This window comes from Rhizobium sp. LEGMi-198b (assembly GCF_054114205.1).
This window is the reverse complement of the sequence record NZ_JBSYVH010000001.1, coordinates 304,562-320,121: the sequence shown is the minus strand read 5'-3', so window position 1 is coordinate 320,121 and position 15,560 is coordinate 304,562. Positions and strand designations below refer to the sequence as shown.

Genomic DNA, 15,560 nt, shown 5'->3' with positions numbered 1-15,560 from the left:
AATGAACATCAAGAGCCTTCTTCTCGGCTCCGCTGCTGCGCTCGTAGCAGTTTCCGGTGCTCACGCGGCTGACGCTGTTGTTGCCGCTGAGCCGGAGCCGCTCGAATACGTTCGCATCTGCGACGCATACGGCGCTGGCTACTTCTTCATTCCGGGCACCGAAACCTGCCTCAAGATCGGCGGCAAGGTTCGTACCGAAGGTGAATGGTACGACGCTTACAACCCGAACAACGTTCGTGGCACGCTCTGGCACACCCGCGCCGAGCTCAACATCGACACCGCGACCGACACCGAATACGGTCCGCTGAAGACGAACACCATCCTGCGTTGGGATTGGCAGGAAGGCGGCTCCACGAGCACCAACCTTCTCTGGGCATACATCAGCCTCGGCGGCTTTACCGTTGGTAAGACGGACTCCTGGTTCAACCAGTTCACCGGTTATGCCGGCGACGTCATCAACGACGACGTGGTCTATGACGGCCCGTACGAACTCAACCAGATCACCTACAACTACGACGCCGGCAACGGCTTCACGGCTGTGATCTCGTTGGAAGACAGCAACTCTGGCGTTGGCGCAACCGGCTCCAACGGCGAAGACAGCTCGGATCACTACGCTCCGGACGTCGTTGCCGGTGCTGGCTACAAGGCTGGCGCATGGTCCTTCAAGGTCGTTGGTGGTTATGACTCCATCGTCGAAGAAGGCGCTATCAAGGCTCGTATCGACGCTGACTTCGGCGTTCTCTCTGCCTTCATCATGGGCGGCTGGAACACCGACGGCGACAAGCTGAACAAGTACGCTGGCTCGAACGGTGGCGGCGACGCTGCTGACATCGGCTGGGGCGATTGGGCAGTTTGGGGCGGCGTTGGCGTTCCGATCAACGAAAAGCTGAAGTGGAACCTGCAGCTCGCTTACACCGACTCCAAGATCTTCGCCGCTACGACGAACATCAAGTGGAACCCGGTTAAGAACCTGCTCATCGAGCCGGAAGTTTCCTACACCAACTGGGATTCGATCAACGAAGATCAGTGGGCTGGTATCCTCCGCTTCGAGCGTACCTTCTAATCTGGTTTGACCTCGGTCATAATCTGATTGTCACATTGGTGACGAAAAGCCCGGCTTTTGAGCCGGGCTTTTTGTATTTCGGACAGTCCGATCTTCGCTGCTTTGGATACCGGAGAAGCGGTGCTTCAGTATTTTATTGATTTATAATATACTAACTAAGTATAGATTTTATAACTTGAGTGTTCTCGGAGAGTATTGCCTAGTAGAGTTCAATTTCTGAACATGGAAACTATGTGACAGTTTTGCGACGTGATTTTTGTGCAACGCGAAATTCGAAACGCGCGTCACATATGATTATAGTTTGTCTCTGATATTGCTCTGAAAAATTCGATCTGTAGGGTCCAACTCGGAAGCAAGACTTAGCGTCTTGGTTCTCCCAGATCAGGGGTCAACTTTGAACACAGGGGTGGGGTAGGGCCCGTCGATTTCTCGGCGCGAATTCTCATACCTAATCGATATTTAGAACTGGAGTTATTATGAACATCAAGAGCCTTCTTCTCGGCTCCGCTGCTGCGCTGGCAGCAGTTTCCGGTGCTCATGCAGCCGATGCCGTCGTTGCTGCCGAGCCGGAGCCGCTTGAATACGTTCGCATCTGCGACGCTTATGGCGCTGGCTACTTCTTCATCCCGGGTACCGAAACCTGCCTCAAGATCGGCGGCATGGTCCGTACCGAAGGCGGCTGGTACAACGCCTACAACCCGGGTCCGGGCGGCGATCGCGGCACCTACTGGCACACCCGCGCTCAGCTCAGCGTCGACACCGCAACGGACACCGAATACGGTCCGCTGAAGACCAACACCGTTTATCGTTTCGACTGGAACGACGGCAACGCTACGACCACCAAGCTGCTCTGGGCTAACATCAGCCTCGGCGGTTTCCTGGTTGGTAAGCAGGACTCGCAGTACAACCTGTTCGCAGGTTATGCCGGCGACGTCATCAACGACGACGTGGTCTATGACGGCCCGTACGAACTGAACCAGATCACCTACAACTACGATGCAGGCAACGGCTTCAAGGCTGTCGTCTCGCTTGAAGACTCCAACTCCGGTTCGGATACGTCTTCCTACGGCGGCGCTTGGGTTCAGTCCAAGGCTGACCACTATGCCCCGAACGTCGTTGCCGGCGTTGGCTACAAGGCTGGCAACTTCGGCTTCAAGGTTGTCGGTGGCTATGACTCGATCGTCGAAGAAGGCGCTATCAAGGCTCGTATCGACGCCGACTTCGGCGCGTTTACGGCCTTCTTGATGGGCGGCTGGAACACCGACGGCGACAAGCTGAACCAGTATGCCGGTTCGAACCTGAACGCATCTGCTTGCCCGGTTGGCCGTGGCGACCTCTGCGGCTGGGGCGACTGGGCTGTTTGGGGTGGCGTTGGCTATAAGATCAGCGACAAGCTGAAGTGGAACGTGCAGCTCGCTTACACCGACTCGAAGATCTTCGAAGCCACGACGAACCTCAAGTTCAACCCGGTTAAGAACCTGCTCATCGAGCCGGAAGTTACCTACACCAACTTCGATTCTGTAAACCAGGATCAGTGGGCTGGTATCCTCCGCTTCCAGCGCAGCTTCTAATTCGGTTATCAAAAACCGAATTAGCATACACTCTGATCTGACCTCCGATCAGAAGAGGATTGGCCCGGTTTTCCCAACCGGGCCTTTTCTATTCTGCGCAATGGGTGCCGCTGGTGCTGTGCGCAAGCTCAGATCGTTGCCAGAAAACGCCGAATCGCGGCCGGAATATCTCCGAGGTGCAGAATCGGAGCATGTCCTTGCCCGATAGCAATCTTTGCCGTCATGTCGGGATGGCGCCGTGCCATCTCCTCTAGGCTGGCTGTCGTCAGCAGCTTGGAGTTTTCCCCGCGAATCACCATCAAGGGGATATTCTGAAATGACTCGAACTGTGGCCAGAGATCCGGTAGCGGCGTTTCGAAATCGAGCGACTTCATCTGGACGGCAATAGCGGGATCGAAATCCGCTACGACGTTACCATCCTTGAGCGTATAGATCGCCCGAGCCATGTCGCGCCAATCGTCATCTGTAAGTGCCGTGAAAGCGCGACCGTGATTCTCCCGCAGAATCTCGACAGCATCGTCCCAGTTGGCTGGCTTCCTGTTGCGGTTCAGATAGTCGCGGATATCGACAAGCCCTTCCTTTTCAAGAACGGGACCGATGTCGTTGAGAATGACGGCCCTCAGGATATCGGGATGGCCTGCCGCCAGCAGATGCAAGACAAGACCGCCGCGCGAGGTGCCGATGAAGACGGCCTTTGGTATATTCAGCGCGGCGCAGGTTGTGAGCACGTCCTGGGCCTCGACCACGAGATTATAGTGGCTCTTGTCGTCGTCCCAGGCCGATAAACCGCGTCCACGGGCATCGAGCGTAATCACCCTGCGCGGTGCCACCGGATCCCGCGACAAAAGCAGCGCCAACTCGTGGAAATCCCGGGAGTTGCGGGTCAGACCCGGCAAACAGACGATCGGGGCCAGGTTTAAGGCCGGCGAATCGCCGCCGTAATCGCGTGCGGAAAGCTTCAGCCCGTCCGGTGCAGTGATTGTTTTGATAACAAAGCCGCTCTCGTCGTCATTACGCATCGATAGCCCTCGTGGATGGCGTTTCACGAGGGATGTAACGCGATTTTGTCGTCTTGAACAATGATGCTGGCGCCGGCGCGGCGCTCAGCCGCGTCCGTAGATCAGATCGTGCTCGATATCGGTCTTCTGTCCAAGGCGGGCCTTATAGACCTGATAATTCTCCATGACGCGCTGGACATAGTTGCGCGTTTCGGGGAAGGGGATGCGCTCGATCCAGTCGACGACATCGTCGATCGATTTGCCACGCGGATCGCCGTAGCGGCTGATCCACTCGGGAACCTTGTTTGGCCCTGCATTGTAGGCAATGAAGGTCAGGATGTAGGAGCCGCCGAAGGTGTCGATCTGCTCGCCGAGATAATGGGCCCCAAGCGTCGCGTTGTAGCCGGCATCCTGCGTCAGCTTGTCCGCGGAATAGGCTATGCCGTGACGGCCGGCGACGGCCTTGGCCGTCTTCGGCAGAAGCTGCAGCAGACCGCGCGCATTGGCGGAGGAGACTGCTGCCGGATTGAAGGCGCTCTCCTGCCGGGCGATGGCATAGGCGAGTGCCTTGCCGGAGCCGGAAATATTGGCATTGTCCGGAATGACGCCGATCGGGAAAGCGAGCGCGGCGACGTCGACGCCGCGACCATAGGCGATCTTGCCGACTTGCAAGGAAAGCTGATGATTGCCGGAGCGCTCGGCGCGTGCCGCCAGCATGGCGATCTCGCCGGGGCTCTGCAATTGTTTCGCCAGTGCCCGGTAAAGGGCGTCAGCCCGCCAGCCGTGACCTGCCGCTTCGAGATGCGCGATGGCCTGGACCGCTTCGCGGGATTGGAAGCGCTCCCGGTCCTCGGTCGTCGGCGAGGGGTAGGTGACGTTCAGCGTCCGGCGCCCCAATTTTTCGGCCGCGAGCTGGCCATAGAATGTGCTGGGATAAGAGGCGGCCTTGGCATAGAAATCCGCCGCCTTGCCCGGACCGCCGGCTTCGGCGGAGCGGCCGAGCCAATACCAGGCGCGCGACAGCGAGATCGGACCGTTCGATATCTGCAGAATTTTGCGGAAATGCGTTGCGGCCGTCGCGCCGTCCTGCAATCCGCGCAGCGCATACCAGCCGGCATGGAATTCCGCCTCACCGACATCCTGCGCACTCTCCGCGACGCTGGCGTCGACGATGCGATAGGCGGTTTTGAATTTACCTTGATCCACCAGGCCGCGGCTGACGATGCGCTGCTCATCCCACCATTGGCTGGTATTGACGAGTACGCTGTGGTCACGCGGCATCTGCATCAGCAGATTGGCGGCATCGTCATATTTGTCCTGGCGACGCAGGTTCTCGACCTGCATGAAGAGATAGGCGGGGTCCTTGCGCCATTGCGGATCGATAGTGGCGAGCAAAGTTCCGGCATTGGCGGAACGATTGTTGATTGCCGCCCAGGTCTTGTAGAGTGATTGCGCCCTGCCGAGATCGCCGAAACGCTTGGCCTCTGCCGTGCGGCCGCGATAAAGCAGATAGTCCATGCGCGCCTTGTGATCGGCCGGCGACAGGAGGCTCGAGAATTCGGCAAGGATCTTGTCTTCGAAGGACTTATCGAGCCCCTCATTGCGCCAGATCTTGCGGATGAGTTTGGCCGCTTGCGCTGACGCACCGCGCGAAACCAGCGCGCGCGACAGGATGACAGCGCCTTCCGGTGTTTCCGGCTGCGTATTGCCAAAGGCGGCAAGCACTTGGTCGGCCGGCGGGTTTTCAGCGTAAAGCGCGCGTTCGGAATTGCCACGCAGGCTGGCGAGACCCGGCCAACCGGTAAGCTCACGCGCCGCCGCGGCGATTTCGCCGGAGGGAACTCCGGGCCGGCCCGAGGTAGCGATCGCCCAGGTCAGAATGTGGCGGTCGAGCGTACCCTGGCTCATGCTGTTGCGGATGGCGAGCGCCTGCATCGGGTTCTTATTGGAGAGGGCATCGAGACCGGCTTTCAGGTCGCCGCTGACGGGTGCTATTGCGGAGCCGCGCGGGATTGATCCGGTATTCAACGGATCCGGCATGGTCATCGCCACATCGGTCGTCTCGGGGGCCGATGTCTGCTCGCCGGGAAGCTGTGAGGCAAAAGTGCTCCATGCGACCGCCACGCCCATAGCGGTCAAGATCATCACAGGTCTTTTCATCCGGCTACTCACGACAAAAAACAGGCCCCCTCCATTTGCCGAAGTTTATATTAACGAAACCTTAGCGTTGGCCCGAATTTCAATCAATTATGATATCGGAAACTGCCCTTTACCATCGAAAGCGCGCTTGTCGCCGTCAAGGCAGCGCTCTATGGTGCGCGGATTCATAACCATGGATTGCGGCTGAAGCATGAAAGCGGCGCCGCGAGGAGACTTGCATGTTCCAGGGGTCCATTCCCGCACTCGTTACGCCCTTCACTGACGCCGGTAAGGTGGATGAAGCATCCTTCGCTTCCCATGTCGATTGGCAGATCAAAGAGGGCAGCAGCGGGCTCGTTCCCGTCGGCACGACGGGTGAATCGCCGACCCTGTCGCATGATGAGCACAAGCGCGTCGTCGAGCTTTGCATCGAGGTGGCTGGCAAGCGCGTCCCGGTCATGGCCGGCGCCGGCTCCAACAATACCCGCGAGGCAATCGAGCTTGCCCAGCACGCCGAGAAGGTTGGCGCGAACGCAGTTCTGGTCGTGACGCCTTACTATAATAAGCCGACGCAGAAGGGGCTCTACGCCCATTTTTCGGCCATTGCCGAAGCGGTGAAGCTGCCGATCTATATCTACAATATTCCCGGCCGCTCGGTGGTCGACATGACGCCGGAGACGATGGGTGCGCTTGTCAAGGCGCATGGCAACATCGTCGGCGTCAAGGATGCGACCGGCAAGATCGAGCGCGTCTCCGAACAGCGCATCACCTGCGGCCACGACTTCCGCCAGCTTTCCGGCGAAGATGCGACGGCGCTTGGCTTCAACGCCCATGGCGGCGTCGGCTGTATCTCAGTGACGGCCAATGTCGCGCCGCGCCTCTGTGCCGAATTCCAGGCGGCGACCCTTGCCGGCGACTATGCCAAGGCGCTGGACTATCAGGATCGATTGATGCCGCTGCATAAGGCGATTTTCCTGGAGCCGGGGCTCTGTGGCGCGAAATACGGCCTTTCCCGCCTTGGCCGGATGAGTCGCAATGTGCGCTCGCCGCTGCTCTCGACGCTGGAGCCTGGTACGGAAGCGGCCATCGACGCCGCCATGCGCCACGCCGGTCTCCTGAACTGACGGCAACGCCAGCGCACACACGCAGTCTCCGTCGCGACCGCTCTCTTCACAAGGAGGGCGGTCTCGCTTATTTAAGGGGTGAAACCTTGGCGCGCCGGTGGCCGCTGCCGGAATTGACGCACGAAAAAGAAGAAGAACCATGGCACCCAAAGGCAGCCAACGCGTGGTGAAGAAGATTGTCGCGGAAAACCGCAAGGCGCGCTTCAACTACGAGATCATCGACACCTATGAGGCGGGGCTCGTGCTGAAAGGCACCGAGGTCAAGTCGTTGCGGGAAGGCAAGGCCAATATCGCGGAATCCTATGCCTCCGATGAGGACGGCGAGATCTGGTTGATCAATTCCTATCTGCCGGAATATCTGCAGGCGAACCGCTTCAATCACGAGCCGCGCCGCCGCCGCAAACTCTTGCTCTCCGGCCGTGAGATCGGCCGGCTGCGCTCCGCTGTCAATCGTGAAGGCATGACGCTGATCCCACTGAAGATTTATTTCAACGATAGCGGTCGTGCCAAGCTGGAGCTGGCGCTCGCCAAGGGCAAGAAGATCCACGACAAACGCGAATCCGAGAAGGAACGCGACTGGAACCGGCAGAAGAACCGGCTTCTCAAGGACAATGGGTGAGGGTGAGGAGCGGTCGGGCAAAGCCCGAGCAATCGATCCAGTGAATCGATTGCAGCGACGAACGCCCTGAGCCAAAGCGAAGGGCCGGCTGCCGCGGCAAACGCGGAATACTCCACCGTCTATGAAATTCCTCGCCGACAATCAAAGCCAGCAGTCAATCGATCGCAGCGACGAACACACTGAGACGAACGCCCTAAGCCAAAGCGAAGGGCCGGCTGCGGCGGCAGACACAGACGCTCCCGCCGATCCCGGATTAATCTTCGGCCTCTGCCGCAGCAGGCGCCGGTTCGACTGGGCGCTGCGGACGCTCGGAGGGGTCGCGGCCGATTTCGGCCTTCAGCGATACAAGATCGATGAAGTGATCGGCCTGGCGGCGCAGGTCGTCGGCGATCATCGGCGGCTGGGTGGACATCGTGGAGATCACGGACACCTTGCGGCCACGGCGCTGCAATGCTTCCACCAAGGTGGTGAAATCCCCGTCACCGGAAAAGATGACCAGGTGATCGACGGTTTCCGACTGCTCCATGGCGTCGATTGCCAGCTCGATATCCATGTTGCCCTTGATCTTGCGGCGGCCCATGGAGTCGGTGAATTCCTTCGCCGGCTTGGTAATGACCTTGTAGCCGTTATAGTCCAGCCAATCGATGAGCGGGCGGATCGAGGAATATTCTTGGTCTTCGATAAGTGCCGTATAGTAATAAGCGCGAAGCAGATATCCGCGCTTCTGGAAGGCCTTCAGCAGCTTACGATAGTCGATATCAAAACCAAGGCTTTTCGACGCAGCGTAAAGATTGGCGCCGTCTATAAAAAGTGCAATTTTTTCGCGTGGGTCGAACATCGCTTACATATCCATTGTTACCAAAACGCAATTACTTTTACCCAAAATGCAGTCAAAACAATGTCTTGTATGACGCCCAAGAATAATTCGTATTACTTTATGAATTATTCATATATCCGAGATTTAGGGCACGATTTATGATATTCCAAGCAACTGTAGGTTGAATGCGCGATTTGTCTAATGAATTTTAGCCCAATGTGGAGGGATTGGCAGCCCCGAAGCAGGAAAAACTTGAATTTGCCATCGTTTGCTTGTATCGGGCGTGCTACTCCGAGACATGATGACGACATCACGACCGCAAAGGACAGGCAATGGCCCGTGTCACAGTAGAAGATTGCATTGATAAAGTAGAAAACCGGTTCGAGCTCGTGCTGCTTGCCAGCCATCGCGCTCGCCTGATTTCGCAGGGTTCCTCGATCACCATCGACCGCGACAATGACAAGAACCCGGTCGTCGCACTGCGCGAAATCGCCGACGAGACGCTGTCTCCTGATGACCTGAAGGAAGACCTGATCCACTCGCTGCAGAAGCACGTTGAAGTCGACGAGCCAGAGCCCGATCCGGCAAGCCTCCTGGCCGCTGGCGCTGTCGCTTCTGCTTCGGGCGATGAGGAAGAAGATCAGCCGGAAGCCGTTACTTTCGATCAGATGTCGGAAGAAGAGCTTCTTGCCGGTATCGAAGGCCTTGTTCCGCCAGAAAAAAGCGACGATTACTGATCGTCGAGCTTGATGCTCTAACCAAGAGCGATATGATGAAGTAATGCCTGCGCCGGTCGTATGACTGGCGCGCTTTTATTTTGCGGGAGTAGCTTGGGAATGATGCGGCAATACGAGCTTGTCGAGCGTGTGCAGAAATACAAGCCCGATGCCAATGAAGCGCTTCTCAATAAGGCCTATGTTTATGCGATGCAGAAGCATGGGCAACAGAAGCGTGCCAGCGGCGACCCCTATATTTCCCATCCCCTCGAAGTTGCCGCCATCCTGACCGACATGCGTCTGGATGAATCGACCATCGCCGTTGCGCTCCTGCATGATACGATCGAGGATACGACCGCGACGCGTGCCGAAATCGACGAACTGTTCGGTGAGGATATTGGTCGTCTTGTCGAAGGGCTAACCAAGATCAAGAAGCTTGATCTCGTCACCAAGAAGGCGAAGCAGGCCGAGAATCTGCGTAAGCTGCTGCTCGCAATTTCCGACGATGTCCGCGTGCTCCTGGTAAAACTGGCCGACCGCCTGCACAATATGCGCACGCTCGACCACATGTCGCCGGAAAAGCGTGCCCGCATTTCCGAAGAGACGATGGATATCTATGCGCCGCTTGCCGGCCGCATGGGTATGCAGGATATGCGCGAAGAGTTGGAGGAGCTTTCGTTCCGCCATATCAATCCGGAGGCGCACGACACGGTCACCAAGCGCCTGGAGGAGCTGTCGCGGCGCAACGAAGGTTTGGTGAAGAAGATCGAGACGGAACTGCGCGACCTGCTGGTTGCCAACGGCCTCGCCAACGCCATGGTCAAGGGCCGGCAGAAGAAGCCCTATTCGGTCTTCCGCAAGATGCAGTCGAAATCGCTTTCCTTCGAACAGCTCTCCGATGTCTATGGCTTCCGCCTGCTCGTCGATGATGTTCCGTCCTGCTATCGCGCGCTCGGCATCGTGCATACGCGCTGGCGCGTCGTGCCCGGGCGGTTCAAAGATTATATCTCCACGCCGAAGCAGAACGACTACCGTTCGCTGCACACGACTATCGTCGGCCCGTCCAGCCAGCGCATCGAGCTGCAGATCCGCACCAAGCGCATGCATGAGATCGCCGAATTCGGCATCGCTGCCCATACGCTCTATAAGGACGGCACCAACAATAATGGCGATGGTGAACTGCTATCGCGCGAAAGCAATGCCTATTCCTGGCTGCGCCACACCATCGAGGCGTTGGCCGAAGGCGACAGCCCCGAAGAATTCCTGGAGCATACCAAGCTGGAACTGTTCCAGGATCAGGTTTTCTGCTTCACGCCGAAGGGCAAGTTGATCGCCCTGCCGCGCGGCGCGACGCCGATCGATTTTGCCTATGCCGTCCACACCAATATCGGCGACACCACCGTTGGCGCCAAGATCAACGGCCGGATCATGCCGCTGGTGACGCGCCTCTCCAATGGCGATGAAGTTGAGATCATCCGCTCTGGCGTGCAGGTGCCGCCGGCTGCCTGGGAAGAGATCGTCGTGACCGGCAAGGCGCGCGCCGCCATTCGCCGCGCAACGCGCCTTGCCATCCGCAAGCAATATGCCGGCCTCGGCCACCGCATTCTGGAGCGCACCTTCGAGCGCGCCGGCAAGGTCTTTTCGCGTGAAGCTCTGAAGCCGGCGCTACACCGCCTCGGCCAGAAGGATGTCGAGGACGCGATTGCTGCTGTCGGGCGAGGGGAGATGTCATCGCTCGATGTGTTGCGGGCCGTCTATCCGGATCATCAGGATGAGCGCGTCACGATCAAGCCCGCCGGCGACGAAGGCTGGTTCAATGTCCGCAGCGCCTCCGGCATGATCTTCAAGATCCCCGGCAAGACCAAGGCCGATCTCGCCGCCAGCGTCGAAGGCGTGGATGCCCTGCCGATCCGCGGCCTAGCAGCGGATGTCGACGTGCATTTCGCTCCGACCGGTGCCGTTCCCGGTGACCGTATCGTCGGCATCATGGAAAAGGGCAAGGGCATCACCATCTATCCTATCCAGTCACCGGTCCTGCAGCGTTTCGACGACCAGCCGGAGCGATGGATCGACGTACGCTGGGATCTGGATGAGGCCAACAAGTCCCGCTTCACCGCGCGCATTCTGATCAATGCGCTGAACGAGCCGGGAACACTAGCCAAGGTCGCGCAGACGGTCGCCGACATCGACGTTAACATCCGCCTTCTCAACACGGTGCGCGTTGCCGCCGACTTTACCGAGATGGCGCTGGATGTCGAAGTCTGGGATCTGCGCCAGCTCAATCAGCTCCTGGTGCAGCTCAAGGAGCTGGATTGCATTGCCACCGTGAAGCGGCTTTACGAATAATTATCTTTCGCGATGGCTCGATTGAAAGCCGATTGCATAGTTTGTGATCATTTAATGATCATATTTGCCTAAGTTCGGCCTAAGGCATGCGCCTGACGCATGGCTGCTTCTATTTTCGAGCTGTGGTAATTAACTTTTGTCACGCCTATCTTCTGGTCATCGAAGAAACGAAACAGAGATGAGTAAGACAATGTTTGGTCCTATCAAGAAATTCGCCCGCGCCTTGCGCGTTCCGAGTGCTGAAGAACGTGAAATGGCCTATCTGAATGGTTCGCACGACCGTTTTGACCTTGAATATCGTCAGCGTCAGGTCGATCGCGGTATCTTCCGCCAGCGTTAATCGCTGACAATACTTGCAAAATGGGAAGGGGCGTACCTGTTGTTGCGCCCTTGGGGCATCCCGCCGAAAGCAGACAGGATGTTCAGTCTCAAATAAAGCTGGAGTGGCCCGTTGATGTTCCTTGAACATGTGGCACTCTGAGGAGTACAGGCGCTGCGGCCGGATAATCGACGCAAGATACGCTTTGCCGCTCTTGTCATGACGGCCCTCCCTGCACTAGATAAGCCGCATGTTATTTCGCCGCCGAAAACCACTGACGCTGAGTGAAAAATTGCGGGAGCATCTTTGGCCCCGCAAGGGTTTCATTCGCTCGTTCCAATATTTTGGGAAACGCCTGGTGCGCCTTGCCGCGTCGCCACATTCGGTGGCCGCGGGCTTTGCCGCCGGCATTGTCGTATCCTGGACACCGTTTATCGGCGTGCATTTCATCATGGCGATCATCATCGCCTATGTCGTCGGCGGTAACGTGATCGCGGCCGCGCTCGGCTGTCTGGCGGCCGGCAATCCCATCACCTATCCTTTCATCTGGGGCCTCACCTGGGAAATCGGCCATCTGATCCTGGCGCGCGATAGCGGCGGTCAGGGCGGTGGCGTCGATCTGCCGGCGCTGTGGCATAAGGGCGATCTGCTGCAGATTTGGGACCCGATCCTGAAGCCGATGCTGATCGGCGGCATTCCGCCGGCAATCGTCACGGGCGTCGTCGTCTATGCGCTGACCTATTATGGCGTGAAGAGCTTCAAGAGCCGCCGCAAGGCCCGGCTGATGGAGCGGGCGCGCGAACGCCTGGCCCTTGCCGAGAACGCATCGAGCGTCTGACGGAACGCGGCGCCGTAGCGGCTGGCTGGAGGGCCTTCTCATGATTATCGGGATAGGCAACGACCTTATCGACATCCGCCGCGTGGAAAAGTCGATCGAACGCTTCGGCACACGGTTCACCGAACGCTGCTTCACCGATATCGAGCGCGCCAAATCCGAAGGGCGCAAGAACAAGGCTGCGTCATACGCCAAGCGCTTCGCCGCCAAGGAAGCCTGCTCCAAGGCACTTGGTACAGGTCTGGCGCAGGGCGTTTTCTGGCGCGACATGGGCGTCGTCAACCTGCCGAGCGGCAAGCCGACCATGCAGTTGACGGGCGGTGCGGCCAAAAGACTGGCGGCGATGCTGCCGGAAAATCATCGCGCCGCCATTCATTTGACGATAACCGATGATTTCCCTCTCGCTCAGGCCTTTGTGATTATCGAAGCACTGCCGATTGCGGGCTGAATGACGACCGTGTGTCGCTTTTAATACCTGCGCCATTGCCGCCGTGGTATGAAGCGGATAGAGAGTGCCTGAAAGTGAAGTGCGCCGGTGGGGTGCGAAAAAGGAATAAGACTGCGTGTCCGAGAAAGCCGAAAAACAGCAGAATGTCCTGTGGGAAAACATCAAGGTCATCGTACAGGCTCTAGTCCTGGCCATGATCATCCGCACGGTACTATTTCAACCCTTCACCATTCCGTCCGGCTCGATGATGCCTACGCTTCTTGTTGGCGACTATATCTTCGTCAATAAGTTCGCTTACGGTTATTCGAAATATTCTCTGCCCTTCTCGCCGGATCTGTTCAGCGGCCGCATCTTAGGCAGCGAACCCAAGCGCGGCGATGTCGTGGTCTTCCGCTTCCCGCCGAATCCGGATGTCGATTACATCAAGCGCGTCATCGGCCTGCCGGGTGACCGTATTCAGGTGAAGAACGATATCCTCTACATCAACGGCCAGGCTGTCCCGCGGGAGCCGCACGGAACCTTTGCCTCGGATTACAGCCAGGAGCCGGGCGACGACATCCCTGTTTACAGCGAGCGCCTGCCGGATACCGGCAAGGTCTACGACACGCTCGATCTGTCGCAGACGTCGCGTGGTGACAACACCCAGGAATATGTCGTGCCGCCGGGCAACTATTTCATGATGGGCGACAACCGCGACAATTCCGACGACAGCCGTTTCGACGTCGGCTACGTGCCGGCTGAGAACCTGATCGGCCGTGCCAGCGTTATTTTCTTCTCGCTCGGCCACGACACCTCGTTCCGCGAAATCTGGAAATGGCCGACCAACATGCGTTGGGACCGCATCTTCAAGGTTGTCGAATGACGAAGACCCAGACGCTCCCGCAGGCGGATCGTGTCAGGCTTGAAGCCGTCATAGGCCACGAATTCGCTGAGAAGGGGCGCCTCGACTGGGCTCTGACGCATGCCAGCGCCCGAACGCATAAGGCCGGCAACTATGAGCGGCTGGAATTTCTCGGCGACCGGGTTCTCGGCCTATGCATCGCCGAGCTCCTTTTTCAGACCTTTGGCACGGCGACCGAGGGCGAGCTCTCGGTGCGCCTCAACCAGCTTGTCAGCGCCGAGACCTGCGCCGAAGTCGCCGATGAGATGCAACTCCATCTCTTCATCCGCACGGGCGCCGATGTAAAGAAGTTGACCGGCAAACGCATGCTGAACGTGCGCGCCGATGTCGTGGAAAGCCTTATTGCGGCGCTCTATCTCGATGGTGGCCTCGAGGTGGCGCGCAAATTCATCCTGCGCTACTGGGAGCGCCGCGCTGTCCGTGCGGACGGTGCCAGACGCGATGCCAAGACGGAATTGCAGGAATGGGCGCATGCGAAATTCGGCGTCACGCCCGTTTACAGGGTTGATGACCGCAGCGGACCGGATCATGATCCCCGCTTCACGGTAACGGTGGAAGTGGCGGGAACGGCACCCGAGACCGGGATAGAACGCTCCAAGCGCGCCGCCGAGCAGGTGGCTGCGACACGGATTTTGGAGCGCGAAGGTGTATGGCAGCCCCAGTCTCTTCAAAAATGAAAATGACTGCCTAGAAATGACGGAAAAAATGACCAATCAGGAAGACCTGGCCGGCGAAGGTGCGGCTGAAAATATCGGCCCTACGCATTCGGGTTTCGTGGCCCTCATCGGCCCGACCAATGCGGGCAAGTCGACGCTCGTCAACCGGCTCGTCGGCGCCAAAGTATCGATCGTCAGCCATAAGGTGCAGACGACGCGCGCCATCGTGCGTGGCATCGCCATCCACAACAATGCGCAGATCGTCTTCATGGATACGCCCGGCATCTTCAAGCCGCGCCGGCGCCTCGATCGCGCCATGGTGACATCAGCCTGGGGCGGCGCCAAGGATGCAGATCTCATCATGCTCCTGATCGACAGCGAGCGCGGAATACGCGGCGATGCCGAAGCCATTCTCGAAGGATTGAAGGAAGTTTCCCAGCCAAAGATCCTTGTTTTGAACAAGATCGACCGCGTCCGTCGCGAGGACCTGCTGGCGCTCGCCGCCGCCGCCAACGAGAAGATCGCCTTCGAGCAGACCTTCATGATTTCGGCCGAAAACGGTTCGGGCTGCGACGATGTTATGGACTATCTGGCAAAGACCCTGCCGGAGGGTCCTTGGTATTATCCCGAAGACCAAATTTCAGACCTGCCGATGCGTCAGCTCGCCGCCGAAATAACCCGCGAAAAGCTGTTCCTGCGCCTGCATCAGGAGCTTCCCTATTCCTCGCACGTCGAAACGGAAAAATGGGAAGAGCGCAAGGACGGTTCGGTTCGGATCGAGCAAGTGATCTATGTCGAGCGCGAAAGCCAGAAGAAGATTGCGCTGGGCAAATCAGGCGAGACGATCAAGGCGATCTCAACGGCCTCTCGCAAGGAACTGTCCGAAATTCTCGAACAGCCGGTGCACCTTTTCCTTTTCGTCAAGGTGCGTGAGAATTGGGGCGACGATCCGGAACGCTTCCGCGAAATGGGACTTGAGTTTCCGCGCTGAGGGAACAATTCCCCGTT

The 15,560-nt window shown here is 58.3% G+C and carries 15 protein-coding genes; 12 read left to right on the top strand and 3 right to left on the bottom strand.

Annotated features, from left to right (window positions below):
* Position 1: 1 nt before the first annotated feature.
* Together ACXHXG_RS01535 and ACXHXG_RS01530 are read left to right on the top strand one after the other, a co-directional pair.
* A complete protein-coding gene (locus ACXHXG_RS01535; protein ID WP_457898302.1) occupies positions 2 to 1,063 on the top strand; it encodes a porin in 1,062 nt (353 codons plus the stop codon).
* A 476-nt stretch (positions 1,064 to 1,539) separates the two neighbouring features.
* A complete protein-coding gene (locus ACXHXG_RS01530) occupies positions 1,540 to 2,634 on the top strand; it encodes a porin (protein WP_104822500.1) in 1,095 nt (364 codons plus the stop codon).
* 128 nt (positions 2,635 to 2,762) lie between these two features.
* Here the strand turns inward: ACXHXG_RS01530 and ACXHXG_RS01525 are convergent, their stop codons facing one another.
* Both ACXHXG_RS01525 and ACXHXG_RS01520 read right to left on the bottom strand, forming a co-directional pair.
* Positions 2,763 to 3,653 carry an alpha/beta fold hydrolase gene (locus ACXHXG_RS01525; protein ID WP_457898301.1) on the bottom strand — a complete coding sequence of 297 codons (891 nt, stop codon included), beginning with the start codon at positions 3,651 to 3,653 and terminating at the stop codon, positions 2,763 to 2,765.
* A gap of 84 nt (positions 3,654 to 3,737) precedes the next feature.
* Complete coding sequence (locus ACXHXG_RS01520; protein WP_457898300.1) at positions 3,738 to 5,792, bottom strand: lytic transglycosylase domain-containing protein; 2,055 nt, start codon at positions 5,790 to 5,792, stop codon at positions 3,738 to 3,740.
* A gap of 218 nt (positions 5,793 to 6,010) precedes the next feature.
* Between ACXHXG_RS01520 and dapA the strand changes: the two genes are divergently transcribed.
* Positions 6,011 to 6,895 (top strand): 4-hydroxy-tetrahydrodipicolinate synthase, encoded by an 885-nt coding sequence (gene dapA / locus ACXHXG_RS01515; RefSeq protein ID WP_104822503.1) that lies wholly within the window; start codon positions 6,011 to 6,013, stop codon positions 6,893 to 6,895.
* 139 nt (positions 6,896 to 7,034) lie between these two features.
* Complete coding sequence (gene smpB, locus ACXHXG_RS01510) at positions 7,035 to 7,514, top strand: SsrA-binding protein SmpB (RefSeq protein ID WP_028753433.1); 480 nt, start codon at positions 7,035 to 7,037, stop codon at positions 7,512 to 7,514.
* A 253-nt stretch (positions 7,515 to 7,767) separates the two neighbouring features.
* On the opposite strand, the gene ACXHXG_RS01505 is transcribed toward smpB, so the two are convergent.
* Complete coding sequence (locus tag ACXHXG_RS01505; RefSeq protein ID WP_104822504.1) at positions 7,768 to 8,352, bottom strand: LabA-like NYN domain-containing protein; 585 nt, start codon at positions 8,350 to 8,352, stop codon at positions 7,768 to 7,770.
* A gap of 311 nt (positions 8,353 to 8,663) precedes the next feature.
* Here ACXHXG_RS01505 and rpoZ point away from each other — a divergent pair, with 311 nt between their 5' ends.
* The 8 genes from rpoZ to era all read left to right on the top strand — a co-directional run bounded on the left by rpoZ (position 8,664) and on the right by era (position 15,543).
* Positions 8,664 to 9,068, top strand: a complete 405-nt coding sequence (gene rpoZ / locus ACXHXG_RS01500; protein ID WP_104822505.1) for a DNA-directed RNA polymerase subunit omega — start codon at positions 8,664 to 8,666, stop codon at positions 9,066 to 9,068.
* 99 nt (positions 9,069 to 9,167) lie between these two features.
* On the top strand, positions 9,168 to 11,393 hold the full coding sequence (locus ACXHXG_RS01495) for a RelA/SpoT family protein (RefSeq protein WP_104822506.1): 2,226 nt from the start codon (positions 9,168 to 9,170) through the stop codon (positions 11,391 to 11,393).
* Positions 11,394 to 11,583: 190 nt separating this feature from the next.
* Positions 11,584 to 11,733 carry a DUF3563 family protein gene (locus ACXHXG_RS01490; protein ID WP_104822507.1) on the top strand — a complete coding sequence of 50 codons (150 nt, stop codon included), beginning with the start codon at positions 11,584 to 11,586 and terminating at the stop codon, positions 11,731 to 11,733.
* Positions 11,734 to 11,962: 229 nt separating this feature from the next.
* Positions 11,963 to 12,550: a DUF2062 domain-containing protein gene (locus ACXHXG_RS01485; protein WP_104822508.1), complete on the top strand. Its 588-nt coding sequence runs from the start codon at positions 11,963 to 11,965 to the stop codon at positions 12,548 to 12,550.
* 40 nt (positions 12,551 to 12,590) lie between these two features.
* Positions 12,591 to 12,995, top strand: a complete 405-nt coding sequence (acpS, locus tag ACXHXG_RS01480; RefSeq protein ID WP_457898299.1) for a holo-ACP synthase — start codon at positions 12,591 to 12,593, stop codon at positions 12,993 to 12,995.
* Between the two features lie 115 nt (positions 12,996 to 13,110).
* Positions 13,111 to 13,857, top strand: coding sequence for a signal peptidase I (lepB, locus tag ACXHXG_RS01475; RefSeq protein ID WP_104822510.1), 747 nt, complete (start codon positions 13,111 to 13,113; stop codon positions 13,855 to 13,857).
* Positions 13,854 to 14,573, top strand: coding sequence for a ribonuclease III (gene rnc, locus ACXHXG_RS01470; RefSeq protein ID WP_285168126.1), 720 nt, complete (start codon positions 13,854 to 13,856; stop codon positions 14,571 to 14,573). Before lepB ends, rnc begins: the two co-directional genes overlap by 4 nt.
* Positions 14,574 to 14,601: 28 nt before the next feature.
* On the top strand, positions 14,602 to 15,543 hold the full coding sequence (gene era / locus ACXHXG_RS01465; RefSeq protein WP_283049726.1) for a GTPase Era: 942 nt from the start codon (positions 14,602 to 14,604) through the stop codon (positions 15,541 to 15,543).
* The last annotated feature ends 17 nt before the right edge of the window (positions 15,544 to 15,560 follow it).